Origin of the sequence: Faecalibacterium sp. Marseille-Q4164 (assembly GCF_017377545.1) — a bacterium.
GTDB lineage: Bacteria > Bacillota > Clostridia > Oscillospirales > Ruminococcaceae > Faecalibacterium > Faecalibacterium duncaniae.
Genome location: NZ_JAFREJ010000001.1, coordinates 643,162 through 657,582, shown reverse-complemented (window position 1 = coordinate 657,582; position 14,421 = coordinate 643,162). Strand labels below are relative to the sequence as shown.

14 protein-coding genes are annotated in these 14,421 nt (G+C 57.6%); 13 read left to right on the top strand and 1 reads right to left on the bottom strand.

Features of this window, described 5'->3' with window-relative positions; translation table 11 throughout:
• The first annotated feature begins 33 nt into the window (after positions 1–33).
• The 3 genes from J3352_RS03055 to J3352_RS03045 all read left to right on the top strand — a co-directional run bounded on the left by J3352_RS03055 (position 34) and on the right by J3352_RS03045 (position 4,445).
• Positions 34–2,040 (top strand): fructose-1,6-bisphosphatase, encoded by a 2,007-nt coding sequence (locus J3352_RS03055; protein WP_156065908.1) that lies wholly within the window; start codon positions 34–36, stop codon positions 2,038–2,040.
• Between the two features lie 238 nt (positions 2,041–2,278).
• Positions 2,279–3,562 (top strand): UDP-N-acetylglucosamine 1-carboxyvinyltransferase, encoded by a 1,284-nt coding sequence (locus J3352_RS03050; RefSeq protein WP_156065906.1) that lies wholly within the window; start codon positions 2,279–2,281, stop codon positions 3,560–3,562.
• A gap of 94 nt (positions 3,563–3,656) precedes the next feature.
• Entirely contained in the window at positions 3,657–4,445 is a 789-nt protein-coding gene (locus tag J3352_RS03045; protein WP_097773761.1) for an MBL fold metallo-hydrolase, read from the top strand.
• A gap of 61 nt (positions 4,446–4,506) precedes the next feature.
• Here J3352_RS03045 and J3352_RS03040 read toward each other — a convergent pair whose 3' ends face one another.
• Complete coding sequence (locus J3352_RS03040; protein ID WP_097773762.1) at positions 4,507–5,055, bottom strand: DUF1836 domain-containing protein; 549 nt, start codon at positions 5,053–5,055, stop codon at positions 4,507–4,509.
• 162 nt (positions 5,056–5,217) lie between these two features.
• Between J3352_RS03040 and J3352_RS03035 the strand changes: the two genes are divergently transcribed.
• The 10 genes from J3352_RS03035 to J3352_RS02990 all read left to right on the top strand — a co-directional run bounded on the left by J3352_RS03035 (position 5,218) and on the right by J3352_RS02990 (position 14,327).
• Positions 5,218–6,057, top strand: a complete 840-nt coding sequence (locus tag J3352_RS03035; RefSeq protein ID WP_227610580.1) for a DegV family protein — start codon at positions 5,218–5,220, stop codon at positions 6,055–6,057.
• A 153-nt stretch (positions 6,058–6,210) separates the two neighbouring features.
• On the top strand, positions 6,211–7,740 hold the full coding sequence (gene cls, locus J3352_RS03030) for a cardiolipin synthase (protein ID WP_156065904.1): 1,530 nt from the start codon (positions 6,211–6,213) through the stop codon (positions 7,738–7,740).
• 202 nt (positions 7,741–7,942) lie between these two features.
• The gene (locus tag J3352_RS03025) at positions 7,943–8,956 is read left to right on the top strand and encodes a hypothetical protein (RefSeq protein WP_156065902.1); all 1,014 of its coding nucleotides are present in this window, start codon (positions 7,943–7,945) and stop codon (positions 8,954–8,956) included.
• A gap of 299 nt (positions 8,957–9,255) precedes the next feature.
• Entirely contained in the window at positions 9,256–10,098 is an 843-nt protein-coding gene (locus J3352_RS03020; RefSeq protein ID WP_005936196.1) for a transporter substrate-binding domain-containing protein, read from the top strand.
• 174 nt (positions 10,099–10,272) lie between these two features.
• Positions 10,273–10,911 carry an amino acid ABC transporter permease gene (locus J3352_RS03015; protein ID WP_005936193.1) on the top strand — a complete coding sequence of 213 codons (639 nt, stop codon included), beginning with the start codon at positions 10,273–10,275 and terminating at the stop codon, positions 10,909–10,911.
• Positions 10,912–10,926: 15 nt separating this feature from the next.
• Positions 10,927–11,709 carry an amino acid ABC transporter ATP-binding protein gene (locus J3352_RS03010; protein WP_005936190.1) on the top strand — a complete coding sequence of 261 codons (783 nt, stop codon included), beginning with the start codon at positions 10,927–10,929 and terminating at the stop codon, positions 11,707–11,709.
• Positions 11,710–11,811: 102 nt separating this feature from the next.
• A complete protein-coding gene (locus J3352_RS03005; RefSeq protein ID WP_035395000.1) occupies positions 11,812–11,994 on the top strand; it encodes an antitoxin VbhA family protein in 183 nt (60 codons plus the stop codon).
• Between the two features lie 3 nt (positions 11,995–11,997).
• Positions 11,998–12,594 carry a Fic family protein gene (locus tag J3352_RS03000; protein ID WP_005936183.1) on the top strand — a complete coding sequence of 199 codons (597 nt, stop codon included), beginning with the start codon at positions 11,998–12,000 and terminating at the stop codon, positions 12,592–12,594.
• A gap of 85 nt (positions 12,595–12,679) precedes the next feature.
• Positions 12,680–12,820, top strand: a complete 141-nt coding sequence (locus J3352_RS02995) for a hypothetical protein (protein WP_156065900.1) — start codon at positions 12,680–12,682, stop codon at positions 12,818–12,820.
• 151 nt (positions 12,821–12,971) lie between these two features.
• Positions 12,972–14,327: an MATE family efflux transporter gene (locus J3352_RS02990; RefSeq protein WP_156065898.1), complete on the top strand. Its 1,356-nt coding sequence runs from the start codon at positions 12,972–12,974 to the stop codon at positions 14,325–14,327.
• The last annotated feature ends 94 nt before the right edge of the window (positions 14,328–14,421 follow it).

The following is a 14,421-nucleotide window of genomic DNA, read 5'->3' as shown; positions in this document are numbered from 1 at the left end:
TGCAAAAATACTACATATCAGACGGAGGATGTCATGCGCACCGAAAACGAGGAGATCCGGGATCATTTGAAATATCTGTCCCTGCTGGCACGGGATTACCCCTCGCAGGCAGCCGCCGCCAGTGAGATCATCAGCACCCAGGCCCTGCTCAAGCTGCCCAAGGGCACCGAACATTTTATGAGCGACCTGCATGGTGAAAACGAGGCCTTTGTCCACATCCTGAACTCGGCTTCGGGTGTCATCCGGGAAAAGGTGGATATTGTGCTGGGGGACAGTGTGCCGGAGCAGACCCGTGCCGGGCTGGCAACGCTCATCTATTACCCCAACGAGAAGCTGCCCCAGCTCAAAGCTGGGTGCGCGGATGAAGAAGCGCTTGACCACTGGTACACAGAGACCCTGCTTCAGCTCATTGATATCTGCCGGTTGGTGTCCTCCAAGCATACCCGGGAGCATGTGCGCTCCTGCCTGCCGTCCAGCTGCGGGTATATTCTGGATGAGCTGCTCCATGCCCACTTTGAGGACCACGACAAGGACCTTTATTATGGGCAGATCGTGGGCAGCATCATCGAAAATGGCCGCGCCGACCGGTTCATCGTCCGGCTGTGTGAGCTCATCAAGCGGCTGGCTGTGGACAAGCTGCACATCGTGGGCGACCTGTTTGACCGCGGCCCCCGGCCTGATATCATACTGGACCGGCTCATGCGCCACCACCATGTGGATATCCAGTGGGGCAACCATGATGTGGTCTGGATGGGTGCCGCCGCCGGAAGTCCCATCTGTGTCTGCACTGTGCTCAAAACGACACTGGCCTACCACAACCATGCCATGCTTGAGGACTGCTACGGCATCAACCTGCGGCATCTGCAGCGGATGGCCGAGCAGTTCTACGGAAATGACGACCTGACCCTCTGGATGCCCCACACCGACGCGGCGCGCGGCCCTTACACCGAGGGAATGCTCCACCGCTGTGCCGTGATGCACAAGGCCGTGACCATTCTGATGCTCAAGATGGAGTGCAAGGTCATCGACCGCAACCCGGATTTCAAGATGCAGGGTCGGGATTTCCTGCGGCACATCGATTGGAAAAAGGGAACAGTGACCCTGAACGGGCAGGCATACCCCCTGCGGGACACCAGCTTCCCCACCGTGGATCCGGCAGACCCCGCCGCCCTGAATGATGATGAGCGGCTGGTGCTCCGCAAGCTGGTGGAATCCTTCCGGCAGAGCGAGCGCTTGCAGCAGCATGTGGAATTTTTGTATGCCAAGGGCAGCGTTTACCACATCGAGAACGGCAACCTGCTCTACCACGGCGTGGTGCCCATGACCAAAAACGGCAGCTTTGCCGTGGAGCGGTTCGAGGGACACAACTACTCGGGCCGCGGCTTGATGGACTACTGTGACGAGCGGGCACGCCGCGGCTACTTTGCCCCCGAGAGCAGCGCGGCCCGGCGGAGCGGTCAGGACTTTTTGTGGTATCTGTGGTGCGGCAAGCTGTCGCCGTTGTTCGGCCGCAGCGCCATGACCACCTTTGAGCGGCTGTATATTGCCGACCCCGCCACCCACGAGGAAGTCAAGGACCCCTATTATACATGGTACAATGAAGAGGCCGCCTGCCGCCGTATCCTGGCGGAATTCGGTCTGCCCGGCACCAGCCACATCGTTAACGGCCATGTGCCGGTGCGGGAGAAGAGCGGCGAGAGTCCCATCAAGGGCGGGGGCCGTCTGGTCGTCATTGACGGCGGGTTCTGCCGCGCCTACCATGAAAAGACCGGCATTGCAGGGTACACGCTGGTGTACTCCAGCCGCACCATGTCCCTGCGGACCCATCAGCCCTTTGTCAGTGCTGAAAAGGCCGTGAACGAAAACATCGACATCGTGTCGCAGAAGAACATTCTGGAAACGGAGAACCACCGCATTCTGGTGGAAGAGACGGACGAGGGCGAGATCCTGCGGGAGCGGGTGCATGACCTGAAACAGCTGGTCAAGGCCTATCAACTGGGCTGGATCAAGGAGACTTGCAGCGAGGATTGCGTCTGGTAAGGGGCGCTGATTGTAAAATTTTTGAAATAAGAAACAAAAATGTCGAATATCTCCGCAGATTCTGGGCAAAACAGAAAATAATCGGGCAGGGGAAAAGGGGGCTTTGCTTTTTGCCCGAAGTTGTGTATAATAAGATAGTTGTATCGTGAGGGTGTGTGCCCAGCGGTGCGCGGAGAGATCAAGCAAGAACCCTGAGTGGCCCTGCCGCTGGCGGGCCTGCGACAAGGAGATTATAAAATTGGAAAAGTTTGTTATTACGGGCGGCAAGCCCCTGCATGGCGAAGTTACCATTTCCGGTGCAAAAAATGCGGCTGTGGGCATTCTGCCTGCCACCATTCTGGCGGCAGATGTCTGTGTGATCGAAAACCTGCCGGACATCAGTGATGTGGCAGTCAGCCTGAAGATCCTGAGCACCCTGGGTGCCAGCATCAAGATGCTGAACCGCAATACCTACGAGATCGACACCACCCACCTGAACAGCACCAACGTCCCGGACGATCTGTCCCGCCAGATGCGTGCCAGCTACTACTTCCTGGGTGCGCTGCTCTCCCGCTTTGGCAAGGCACAGGTGGCCATGCCCGGCGGCTGCAATCTGGGCCCCCGCCCCATCGACCAGCACCTCAAGGTGTTCAGCGCACTGGGTGCAGAGGACAGCGTGGACTACGGCATGATCACCGTGCGTGCCAAGGAACTGAACGGTGCCCATATCTTCTTTGATAAGGTCAGCGTGGGCGCTACCATGAACGGTATGCTCTCCGCTGTGATGGCACAGGGCCAGACCATTCTGGAAAACTGTGCCAAGGAGCCCCATGTCGTTGATCTGGCAAACTTCCTGAATATGTGCGGCGCGGATGTGCGCGGTGCCGGCACCGATGTGATCAAGGTGCGCGGCGTGGAAAAGATGCACGGCTGCACTTACAGCATCATCCCTGACCAGATCGAGGCGGGCAGCTACATGGTTGCCGCTGCTGCCACCGGCGGCGACGTTCTGATCAAAAATGTCACCCCCAAGCATCTGGAACCCATCACGGCAAAGCTCCGCCGTGCCGGTGTGGATGTGGAGGAATTCGATGATTCCGTCCGCGTCTCCCGCAAGGGCGATATCCTGCCGCTGAAGATCAACACCATGCCCCACCCGGGCTTCCCCACCGATATGCAGCCCCTGATGGGTGTGCTGCTCAGCGTGGCAAAGGGCACCTCCACCATCACCGAGAGCGTGTGGGATAACCGCTTCCGCTATGTGGACGAGCTGCGCAAGATGGGCGCAATGGTGCAAGTGGACGGTCAGGTGGCCGTGTTTGAGGGTGTGGACAAACTGAACCCCGCCCCCCTGCGCGCTTCTGACCTGCGTGCCGGTGCGGCCATGGTCGTTGCTGCCCTGATGGCAGACGGCACCAGTGAGATTGAGGAGATCGGCCATATTGAGCGCGGCTACGAGAACATCGTGGAAAAGCTGCGCGGCCTGGGCGCTGAGATCAGCAAGGTGGAGCGGATGCCTGCCGCACTGGAATCGGCAATGTGATCATTCAGAACCTCTCAGTCTGTTTTGCAGAAGTTTCCCTGACAGGGAGCTTTTGTGAAGCAATGACGGAGAGGTTCGTTTCTTGAGGTTTGAAATGTCTGAATTCATCTCGTTATACTCTGGTTCCTCCGGCAACTGCAGCGTGGTGCGCACGGGGGAAAAGTACATCATCATCGATATGGGAAAGGGCGTGCGCACCACCTCGGCGGCACTCAAGGAGCTGGGCCTGAACATCAGCGATTGTGCGGGCATTCTGGTCACCCATGAGCACTCTGACCACGTCAAGGGGCTGGCTACCTTCCTCAAAAAGAATCCGCTGCCGGTATACGGCGCAGACGATACGCTGGATTTTCTGGATGCAAGCGGCATTGTGCCCGCCACCTGTGAGCTGCGCACCCTGTCCGGCGGGGAAGAGGATGTGGGAGATTTCGGCGTGACGATGTTCCCCACCAGCCATGACGTGCCCTGCGTGGGCTACCGCATCCACACCCCGGACAACAAGACCATGACCATTGCCACCGACCTGGGAGTCCTGACCCCGCCGGTGCATCAGGCCCTGAGCGGCTGTGACCTGGTGGCGCTGGAAAGCAACTACGACCTCCACATGCTCCGCAGCGGGCGGTATCCTTACTACCTGCGCTCCCGCATCGAGTCCAACCGGGGCCACCTCTCCAACGATGAGTGCTCGGCAAAGCTGCTGGAGCTGATCCAGGAGGGATGCAAGAAGTTTGCCCTCTGCCATCTCTCGCAGGAGAACAACACCCCAGCGCTTGCTTTGCAGACCATGTTCAACACCCTGGGTGCGGCAGGTGTCGTGCCGGAAAAGGACTGCATCGTGCAGGCTCAGCGCCGCAATGAGATCAGCCCCACGCTTACATTTTAAGAAAAAAAGGCCCTCTCCATCATTGCTTTACAAAGCATGACGGAGAGGGCCTTTTTTGTTGTTATGCCAGATCCGGCAGGATATCGGGCCAGAGGGCCTGCTCCTGCCGCAGGTCGGTGAAAACGCAGTCCAGATAGATCTTGTTCACAGCCGAGATGATGGTGCTGCGCAGGAGCTTGCGTGCATCATCAACATCCGGCTCCAGCTCGGAAAAGCTTTTGGTCAGGCCGAACACATAGGGCAGGTAGCTCTCCAGCTCATCGCAAAAGGTATCATACGCCTGCGCGGAGGTATAATGCGCCTGCTGCATCTTGAACAGGCTGTCGATATTTTCCATGGACAGGACATTTTTAGAAACCACGATGTAGATCAGGCAGGCCAGCTGATCCCGGGTATACTTCTTTTTGATGGGGTGGCTGATGATCCCTTTCTTAACGTAGTTGCTCACCATGGAAGCGGTGAGCTCCACCCCCTGAAATGTGCAGAAACACCCGTTGACAAACTGTACACTCTGATCCAGATAAAGCCCTACGGTGGGGAGTTCTGCATACCGGGGCAGGGCAAACCCTGCGGCGCAGGCCGCAACGCGGCGGTTTGATTCTAATTTCATGCGGACAGTATACCATGTTTTGGAAATGCGGTCAACAGGAAATTAAAAACTTTTGAAATAATTCAAGAAAACAGTTGACAGGTTTTTGAAAAACTGATATAGTGATTCAAACAACAGGAAAAACTGCGGCATCCTCTGCCGCCGGAATGGAGATAAATGCTTATGAACACCAAGATTGTTGTGGATTCCTCCGCCAGCCTGTACACCTTGCAGGGCGTGGATTTTGAATGCGTTCCCCTGAAGATCATCACCGACGATGCCGAATATCTGGACAACGGCACAATGGATGCCTTGGGCATGGCCCAGACCCTGCGCACCTATAAGGGAAAGACCTCGACTTCCTGCCCCAACGTCAGCGATTGGCTGGCCGCCTACGAGGGAGCCGACGAGGTGTATGCCATCACCATCACGGGCACTCTGTCCGGCAGCTACAATGCCGCCCAGCTGGCCGCCGAGGAATACCAGCAGGAGAACCCCGGCAAGCGGGTGTTCGTGCTGGACAGCCTTTCCACCGGCCCGGAGCAGCGCCTGCTGGCCGAGCATCTGCGGGATCTGCTGGCTGAGGGCAAGGAGTTTGACGAGGTCTGTGAAGAGATGCTCCGCTACCACAAGCACACCCATCTGCTCTTCTCGCTGGAGTCGCTGGCCAATCTGGCCCGCAATGGCCGCGTGAAGCCTGCTGTTGCTGCTATGGCGCGGATGCTGGGCATCCGGGTCATCGGACAGGCAAGTGAGGCCGGAGAGCTGGATGTTCTCTGCAAGACCCGTGGTGAGCATGGTGCGCTGGAACGCATCGTGCTGGAACTCAAGGAGCACGGCTACACCAACGGCAGGCTCCATATCTCTCACTGCGGCAATCCCGCCGCCGCCGAGCGCCTGAAGCACATGGTAAAGGCTGTGTTTGATGGAGCAAAGGTGGACATCAGCGAATGCGGCGGTCTGTGCAGCTATTATGCAGAGCTGGGCGGCCTGCTGGTTGGTTATGAGGACGCGGAAGCATAAGCGGACAACCCTCGGGAAAAATTCTGCCACGATTGAATAGGCGCTCATAGCGGGGAAAGCCGTTGTGGGCGCTTTTTTGTTTGCAAAATCTTCCGCTCTGCGCTATACTAACAGCATCAAAAATCGCCGTGGGCGGCAGGGGAGGGTTACCACATGTTCAGATTGCCCATCGTCAAGTTTTTCAACCGCATCTTCAACCGTGTCACGATCACAGTGGTGCTGGTGGCTTTACAGGTGCTCTGGCTGCTCTGGGCATTCTGGTCGTTCACGGCGGGGCGGGTCTGGCTGAACGGTGCCCTGAAGGCGCTGAGCATCCTGATCGTGCTGTATCTGGTGCGCAAGGATGAAAACAGCGCTTATAAGATCGGCTGGATCGTTCTGATCGGCCTTCTGCCCCTGCTGGGCGGCGCGCTTTATCTGGCTTTTGGCAACAAGGCCCCCGCCAAGCATCTGCGGGAGCGGATGCAGAAGGTGGAACAGGCCCATCAGACTGAGCTTGCCCAGCCCGAGGGCCAGACCGATGCGCTGGATATCTCCAGCCGGAACCTGAGCCGCTATGTGGCAAAGTTCGGGCCGTATCCGGCCTGGAGGGATACCGCTGCTCACTACTTTTCCTGCGGGGAGGAGATGTATCCCCAGCTGCTGGCGGATCTGGACAAGGCGGAAAAATTTATCTTTCTGGAATTTTTTATCCTCCGTTCCGGCAAAATGTGGGACGGTGTGGAGCAGATCCTCCGCCGCAAGGCCGCCCAGGGCGTGGATGTGCGGCTGATCTACGATGATTTTGGCAGCCTGCTGGGCCTGCCCAGTGATTTTGTCATCCGCATGGAGAGGGCGCATATCCGCTGCATCCCTTTCAACCCGGTGGTGCCGCTGGTCTCGCTGGTGATGAACCACCGCGACCACCGCAAGATCGTGGTGGTTGACGGCAATGTGGCCTACACCGGTGGCGTGAATCTGGCGGATGAGTATATCAATGCAGAGCAGCGCTTTGGCTACTGGAAGGATGCGGCCATCCGGCTGGAAGGAGCCGCTGTCTGGAACTTTACCGTGATGTTCCTCAATGTATGGAACGCCTTCCGCCCGCAGGAGACCGATTACACCGCCTTTGCGCCCACCCGCCTGCCCGCAGTGCAGGATGGCGTGGTGCAGCCCTACGCGGACAGTCCGCTGGATGAGGAGCCGCTGGCCGAGACGGTCTATCTGGACATCCTCTCTCAGGCCCAGAGATATGTTTATATCTATACGCCCTACCTGGCCGTGAGCGAGGAGATGCTGGATGCTCTGAAAAGTGCGGCCAAGCGCGGGGTGGACGTGCGGCTCATCCTGCCTGGGATCCCGGATAAGAAGCTGGTGTTCCGGCTCAGCCGTTCCTACTATCTGCCCCTGCTCAGGGCGGGCGTGCGCATTTATGAATTCACGCCCGGTTTCCTCCACGCCAAGTGCTATGTCAGCGATGACCGCGTGGCCGTGGTGGGCAGCATCAATATGGATTACCGGAGCCTGTTTCTCCATTTTGAGTGCGGAACACTGCTCTTCCATAACAGCCAGATCGCCGCTCTGCGGAAGGATGTGGAGCGCACCCTGCCGCAGTGCCGGGAGATCATGCGGTCCGACTGCCGCACCAATCTGCCGGGCACAGCACTGGACAGCGTGCTGCGGCTGCTGAGTCCGTTGATGTAAGCGGCTGCGCGCAGCACTCGGGGAGCTTTTCCACGCAAGTGAAACGGGCCATTCCATCGCCCGCCCTATTGCCTGCGGCAACAGGGTCCCACCCCAGCGGACACTTGCTTTGGAAAACTCCCGTCGGCTGCGTAATCTTACGCTCTTCTGGACATACTATGGGGCAAAGGCCCAACGGGCCGTGTGGAAAGGGAGCGTATCTATGAATCAGAACCATCGGGCTCTTTGGAGCTGTGCCATGGCGGCGGCGCTGCTGCTGACCGCCTGCGGCAAAACGAACGCCGGGTCGGGCAGCTCCGGCAGCATGAGCGGAAGCAGCACATCCTCCGCACAGACCCAGACAGCGGCATGGAAAACCGGTCTGGGTGTGGTGACAGAGGCCACCGATCAGGACAGGGCAGGGAAAATTGAGCTGGCAGCGGCCGCTGTCCTGCTGGATGGCGAGGGGAAACTGGAAAGTGTTCTGCTGGACGAGCTGGAAGTGTCTGTTTCGGCGGACAGCACCGGCCATGTGACCCTGCCCACCGACTGGCGCACCAAGCGGCAGAAGGGGGACGATTACCCGCTGGCCGAGGTCTCTTCCCTGAAAAAGGGCTGGGCGGAACAGGCGGATGCCTTTGCCAGTTACCTGATCGGCATGACCCCGGAACAGGTCTCCATGCTCAAAGTGGATAAAGACGGCAAGCCCACGGATGCCGACCTGCTGAGCGGGTGCACCATTGCAGTGGACCGTTACCGGGATGCCGTGACCCGGGCCTGCGCCAATGCCAGGGCACTGGGTGCCGCCAGGGGCGACAGGGCCGCGCTGGGCATCGAAGCGATGAACGGGACTTCGGACATCACCGCCACCGATGACAAGGATGTGAATGCGCAGGTGGATGTGAGCATCGTGGCACTGACCACCGATGCGGACCGCCGTGTGACCAGCGCCATTGCGGATATGGCTGAGCCGGCCCTGACAGTGGTGTCAGACGGCGGTGTGACAGCCCCGGATCTCGTCAAGACCAAGCTGGAGCTGGGCGAGGACTACGGGATGCGCGGCGCATCGGCGCTGGGCAAGGAGTGGTATGAGCACAGCGAGGGCTTCTGCGATGCCCTCAAGGGCAAGACCCGCACCGAGATCGCCGGGCTTTCCGGCGGCGATGCCGACCTGAAGGCTCTGTGTACCATTGACATCACCGATCTGCAAAAGGCGGCGCTGGATGCCCTGAGCTGAGGAGGAAACCCTTTTCGGTCTCACAATCGCACACCGGCTCTCCCGGATAGGTGGCATTCCGCTGCGTTTTCAGAGAGAAACCCTCTCGCCGCGTCTGGCAGCTGCCGACGCGGCGTTTTTGTTTTGTCAAATTGCCCGCTTTGCCGTGGTAAAGCGGTAAAGATTTGAGCAAACTGCGAAAAATCAGTTTTCCCCCTTGCCAAATGGCAGAAAACGCGCTATTCTATAACCACAGTTTAGCAATTTAGCATGATAAAGCAATAAAACAAAGCTGCTTGCCACTGAGGGAGGAACCGTATATGAAACGTCTTGTATCCGCATTTCTGGCCGGTGCCATGGCACTGAGCCTTGCCGCCTGCGGCGGTGCCGCTTCCACTTCCACTGCCGCATCTGCTTCGGCCTCTGCTTCCGGCAGTGCCGCCGTTTCCCAGACTGCAGGCAGCGACCTGGATTACATCAAGGGCAAGGGCAAGCTGGTCATTGGCTACACTGTTTACGAGCCCATGAACTACACCGATGCCGATGGCAACTTCACCGGTTTTGATACCGAGCTGGCAACTGCTGTCTGCGAAAAGCTGGGTGTGGAGCCGGAGTTTGTGGAGATCAACTGGGATACCAAGGTCGTGGAGCTGGATGCCAAGAGCATCGACTGCATCTGGAACGGCATGACCCTGACCGATGACATCATGCAGAACGCCGCTACCACCAAGGCTTATGCAAAGAATGCACAGGTGGTCGTTGTGAAAGATGGCACCGATTATACCTCTACCGCTGACCTGGTGGGTAAGACCGTGGTCGCCGAGGCTGGTTCCGCTGGTGAGGCCGCCATTGAGGGGGACGAGAACCTGGCACAGGCTGATTACGTTTCCAAGAGCGTTCAGACCGACTGCCTGATGGAAGTTGCCGCAGGCACTGCCGATGCCGCTGTACTTGACCTGACCCTGGCCAACGCCATGATCGGTGAGGGCACTGACTATGCCGACCTGAAGATCGTGGACGAGCTGAACGCCGAGGAGTACGGCGTGGCATTCCGCAAGGGCAGTGATGCTGCCGCCGCTGTGGATGAGGCCTTTGATGCACTGAAGGCCGATGGCACCATGCAGGCACTGGCCGATAAGTACGATCTGGCACTGGCTGACTGAATTTGTTGAAAAGCTCCTTCCGTCATCGCTATGCGATGCGACCTCCCTCGGTGAGGGAGGCTTTTTGTTGCCGATGCGTGAAAGGCTCCCGAGCAGAGGGAATTTTCACCGGCGGTGATGGAAGGGAATATGGATTCTGAATAAAAAAGGTGTGTTTTTGTGTCTGTGATTCTTATGCGCCTGTCCGGCGCGTTCCTGCTCAATTGTGAGCTCTTTGCCCTGACACTGCTGTTTGCGCTGCCGCTGGGGCTGGTGGTCTCGTTTGGCTCCATGAGCCGCTGCAAGCCGCTGGCCGGGCTGGTCAAGACCTTTGTCTGGATCATCCGCGGCACCCCGCTGATGCTGCAGATCATTGTGATCTATCTGGGCCCCGGCCTGCTGGGCATGAACAACCCCTGGCCTTCTGGCTCCGGCGGACGGATGGTGGCGGCGGTGGTGGCTTTTGCCATCAACTATGCCTGCTATTTTTCTGAGATCTACCGCGGCGGCATTGAAGCAGTGCCCAAGGGGCAGACTGAGGCCGGGCAGGTGCTTGGCATGACCAAAACACAGATCTTTTTCAAGGTGACCTTGCTTCAGGTCGTCAAGCGCATCCTGCCCCCCATGGGCAACGAGATCATCACGCTGGTCAAGGATACCTCGCTGGCAAACACCATTGCCAACAAGGAAATCATTATGATGGCCAAGGAGTATAGCGCAAAGGGCCTGATCTGGCCGCTGTTCTCCACCGCGCTCTTCTTCCTGGTGTTTGTGGGCGCACTGACCATCCTGTTCAACTGGGCTGAAAAAAAGCTCGATTATTTCCGCTGCTAAGGAGGCAGATAGATTATGGCGTTGCTCGAAGCTTCCGGTATCGGGAAAAATTTTGGCGAGACCCATGTGTTGAAGGACATCTCCCTGGATCTGGAGCAGGGTGAAGCACTGGCAATCATCGGCTCGTCCGGTTCCGGCAAAACAACTCTGCTGCGCTGCCTGAATTTTCTGGAACGGCCTGACACGGGTATTATCAAGGTGAACGGCGAGACCATGTGGGATGCCGCCGACCCTGCCACCCAGAAGGAAAGTGAGATCCGCAAAAAGCGGCTCCATTTCGGTCTGGTGTTCCAGAACTTCAACCTGTTCCCGCAGTACACGGCCTTGCAGAACGTGATGCTGGCAGGGGAACTGCTGGCAAAGGAACGTCCGGAATATCAGGCAAACAAAAAGGCCATCCACGCGGAGCTGGAACAGCAGGCGAGAGAACTGCTGGCGCAGATGGGCCTTTCGGAGCGGGCCGGCCACTACCCGCATCAGCTCTCCGGCGGCCAGCAGCAGCGTGTGGCCATTGCCCGCGCACTGGCGCTTCACCCGGATATCCTCTGCTTTGATGAGCCCACCAGCGCCCTTGACCCGGAGCTGACCGGCGAGGTGCTGAAGGTCCTGCGTGATCTTGCTGACCGCAAGACCACGATGATCATTGTCACCCATGAGATGCACTTTGCCCGCGATGTGGCCGACCGCATCCTGTTCATGGATGGCGGCGTGGTCGTGGAGGAGGGCCCGGCCAAACAGCTCATCGACCACCCCCGGGAAGAGCGTACCAGACAGTTCCTCGCACATTATTCAGAATGACCCGGACCGCCCCGGCGTGCAGAAACGCACGCCGGGGCGGTTTTATCTCTTGCACTCTGTGGGTGTCTTTTGGTATACTGATAAAAACAGGGGGGCGGAAAAATGACAGTAGCACGGAAACGAGCACTTGCAAACGCAGTGGCATCGGCCCGGATGGAGGGGCTGGAGATCTCAGAGCAGGAAAAGAGAGACTGCCTGCGCTATCTGGATGGAAAAATCGATACTGCAACCCTTGTAAGAGAAGCATTGAAACGTCAGAAAAAGCAGGAGCTGTCCCGGAGGTGACGAATGCCTTATACCATCGAAGCGGCTCAGGACGGCTGCTATCCGGGAACGACAGTCCTGGTCAATAAATTTGATCTGCATACGCAAAAAGAGCTGAATGCAGTAGAATCGGTTCTGGTTACGGCCAAAACGATACAATGGTCAGAGAACCCCCGATGTGCAGCATTTGATTTTGAGCACTATAAAGCAATCCATCGACATTTATTCGGTGAGTTGTATGATTGGGCGGGACAGGTACGGATGGTCAACCTGTCCAAAAAAGGAACGCAGTTCTGCCCGGTGGAGGAAATCCCACGGGTGAGTGCGGCGATTTTTAAGCGTCTTGCGCAGAATAATCTTCTTTGTGGGCTTGCAAGGAATGATTTTATCGCTGCATTAGTGGATCTTTATCAACGAACCAACGAGCTACACCCGTTTCGGGAGGGCAATGGGCGAACACAGCGCGTCTTTTTGTCACAGTTGGCAGAAAATGCGGGGTATGATTTGGATTTCACTGCGGTAGATCCGGACGAGTTGATGATCGCAACGATTTATGCGGCGCAGGGAATCGAAGCGCCGCTGCAACAGGCATTTGAGAAAATCGTCCAAAATGAAGAATGACCCGAACCGCTCCGGCGTGCAGAAACGTACGCCGGGGCGGTTTTGCTGTACAGAGTAGGTTTGGGCTGCTCAGGACGAATCTGGTGTGTCGGTCGCTATGTGCATCACGGAGGATGATACGCCGTTGAGCATTCCGGATGAGGAGACCCCGCCTTCGGGCAATGCCGGAACAGGTTTCTGGAGCATTTTGTTCCAGCTGCTGAAGCATCTGGCCGGGAAGCACTGAGAAATTTGAAAAAACCTCTTGAAAATTCATCGCAACCTGATATAATACCCACATGAACAAAAACGTCCTGCCCATTGCGCGGCAGGGCGTTTTTGTCGGAAAAAATTCGTGTGATAAGGTCTGTGATGCTTTCCCAAGGAGGAATGTGCGTATGACGAAAGATATGACGCAGGGCAGCCCGCTCAAGCTGATCCTTGCCTTTGCGGTGCCGCTGATGCTGGGCAGCCTGTTCCAGCAGTTCTATAATCTGGCAGATACCATCATCGTGGGCCGCTTTGTGGGCGTGGAAGCGCTGGCGGCGGTCGGCAGTGTGGGCGGTCTGAACTATCTGGTGCTGGGCTTTGTCAATGGCATTGCCTGCGGCTTCTCCATCCCCATCTCGTGGACATTCGGTGCGAAAGACTATGTGGAGATGCGCCGCTACACCGCCAATGCCGTCTGGCTGAGTGTCTTTTTTGCCGCAGTGCTTACCGTGGTCACGGTGGCCATGACCCGTTCCATTCTGGTCTGGACCAATACCCCGGACAACATCATTGATCTGGCGGACATCTACATCCGCACCATCTTTATCGGCATCCCCTTCACCCTGCTGTACAACATGACCAGTGCCCTGATGCGCGCTCTGGGCGACAGCAAGCGGCCTCTGTACTTCCTGCTGGTGGCAAGCTTTCTGAACATCGGGCTGGATCTGCTCTGTATCATCGTCTTCAAGATGGGCGTGTTCGGTGCAGCATTCGCCACCGTGTTCAGCCAGGCAGTGGCCGGTCTGGGCAGCCTGTGGTACATCCTCAAGCATTATAATGAGCTGCGTTGGAACAAAGAAGAAAGCCGCCTGAGCAGACAGCACTGTGTCAAGCTGTGCGGCATGGGCATCCCCATGGGTCTGCAGTGCAGCATCACGGCCATCGGTTCCGTCGTGCTGCAGGGTGCAGTCAATGGTCTGGGCAGTGACATCGTGGCAGCACAGACTGCAGGCGGCAAGGCGGCACAGTTCCTGTCCGTCCCGCTGGAGAGCATTGGCACGGCCATGACCACCTACGCCAGCCAGAACATGGGTGCCCACGACCTGAACCGTGTGAATAAGGGCGTGAACACTGCCCTGGGCATCGGCTGTGTGTACAGTGTGGCATCCTTCCTGATCCTGCGCGTGTTGGATAAGGCTTTGATCGGCCTGTTCCTTGAGAGCAGCCAGACCGAGATCATGGCCAACGCCCAGAGCTTCATCTTCTGGAACAGCGTGTTCTATATCCCGCTGGCGGTCCTTATCATTTACCGCTATACCATTCAGGGTCTGGGTTATTCCAGCCTGGCCATGTTTGCCGGTGTGGCAGAGATGATCGCCCGTGCTATGGTGGGCTTCCTGTTCGTGCCGCTGTGGGGCTATTTTGCCGCCTGTATTGCAAACCCGGTGGCCTGGTTCTTTGCCTGCTTCTTCCTGATCCCGGCGTATATCGTTGTGTTCCGGAAGCTGAAACGGGAAAAAGCAAGACCGCACGCAAACTTGTAAAAATTGAGCCGCTCTTTTGCGAAACCGCAGAAGGGCGGCTCTTTTGTTGCGCTCTTCTCCGTCCAACCTCTCCGAGTAGGCGAGGCCTTGGCGT

What these genes read in the sequence shown, in the direction of transcription:
- J3352_RS03055 (WP_156065908.1), top strand. Translation starts at nt 34, where the DNA reads ATGCGCACCGAAAACGAGGAGATCCGGGATCATTTGAAATATCTGTCC.
- J3352_RS03045 (WP_097773761.1), top strand. Translation starts at nt 3,657, where the DNA reads ATGTCTGAATTCATCTCGTTATACTCTGGTTCCTCCGGCAACTGCAGC.
- J3352_RS03040 (WP_097773762.1), bottom strand. Translation starts at nt 5,055, where the DNA reads ATGAAATTAGAATCAAACCGCCGCGTTGCGGCCTGCGCCGCAGGGTTT.
- J3352_RS03035 (WP_227610580.1), top strand. Translation starts at nt 5,218, where the DNA reads ATGAACACCAAGATTGTTGTGGATTCCTCCGCCAGCCTGTACACCTTG.
- cls (WP_156065904.1), top strand. Translation starts at nt 6,211, where the DNA reads ATGTTCAGATTGCCCATCGTCAAGTTTTTCAACCGCATCTTCAACCGT.
- J3352_RS03025 (WP_156065902.1), top strand. Translation starts at nt 7,943, where the DNA reads ATGAATCAGAACCATCGGGCTCTTTGGAGCTGTGCCATGGCGGCGGCG.
- J3352_RS03020 (WP_005936196.1), top strand. Translation starts at nt 9,256, where the DNA reads ATGAAACGTCTTGTATCCGCATTTCTGGCCGGTGCCATGGCACTGAGC.
- J3352_RS03015 (WP_005936193.1), top strand. Translation starts at nt 10,273, where the DNA reads ATGCGCCTGTCCGGCGCGTTCCTGCTCAATTGTGAGCTCTTTGCCCTG.
- J3352_RS03010 (WP_005936190.1), top strand. Translation starts at nt 10,927, where the DNA reads ATGGCGTTGCTCGAAGCTTCCGGTATCGGGAAAAATTTTGGCGAGACC.
- J3352_RS03005 (WP_035395000.1), top strand. Translation starts at nt 11,812, where the DNA reads ATGACAGTAGCACGGAAACGAGCACTTGCAAACGCAGTGGCATCGGCC.
- J3352_RS03000 (WP_005936183.1), top strand. Translation starts at nt 11,998, where the DNA reads ATGCCTTATACCATCGAAGCGGCTCAGGACGGCTGCTATCCGGGAACG.
- J3352_RS02990 (WP_156065898.1), top strand. Translation starts at nt 12,972, where the DNA reads ATGACGAAAGATATGACGCAGGGCAGCCCGCTCAAGCTGATCCTTGCC.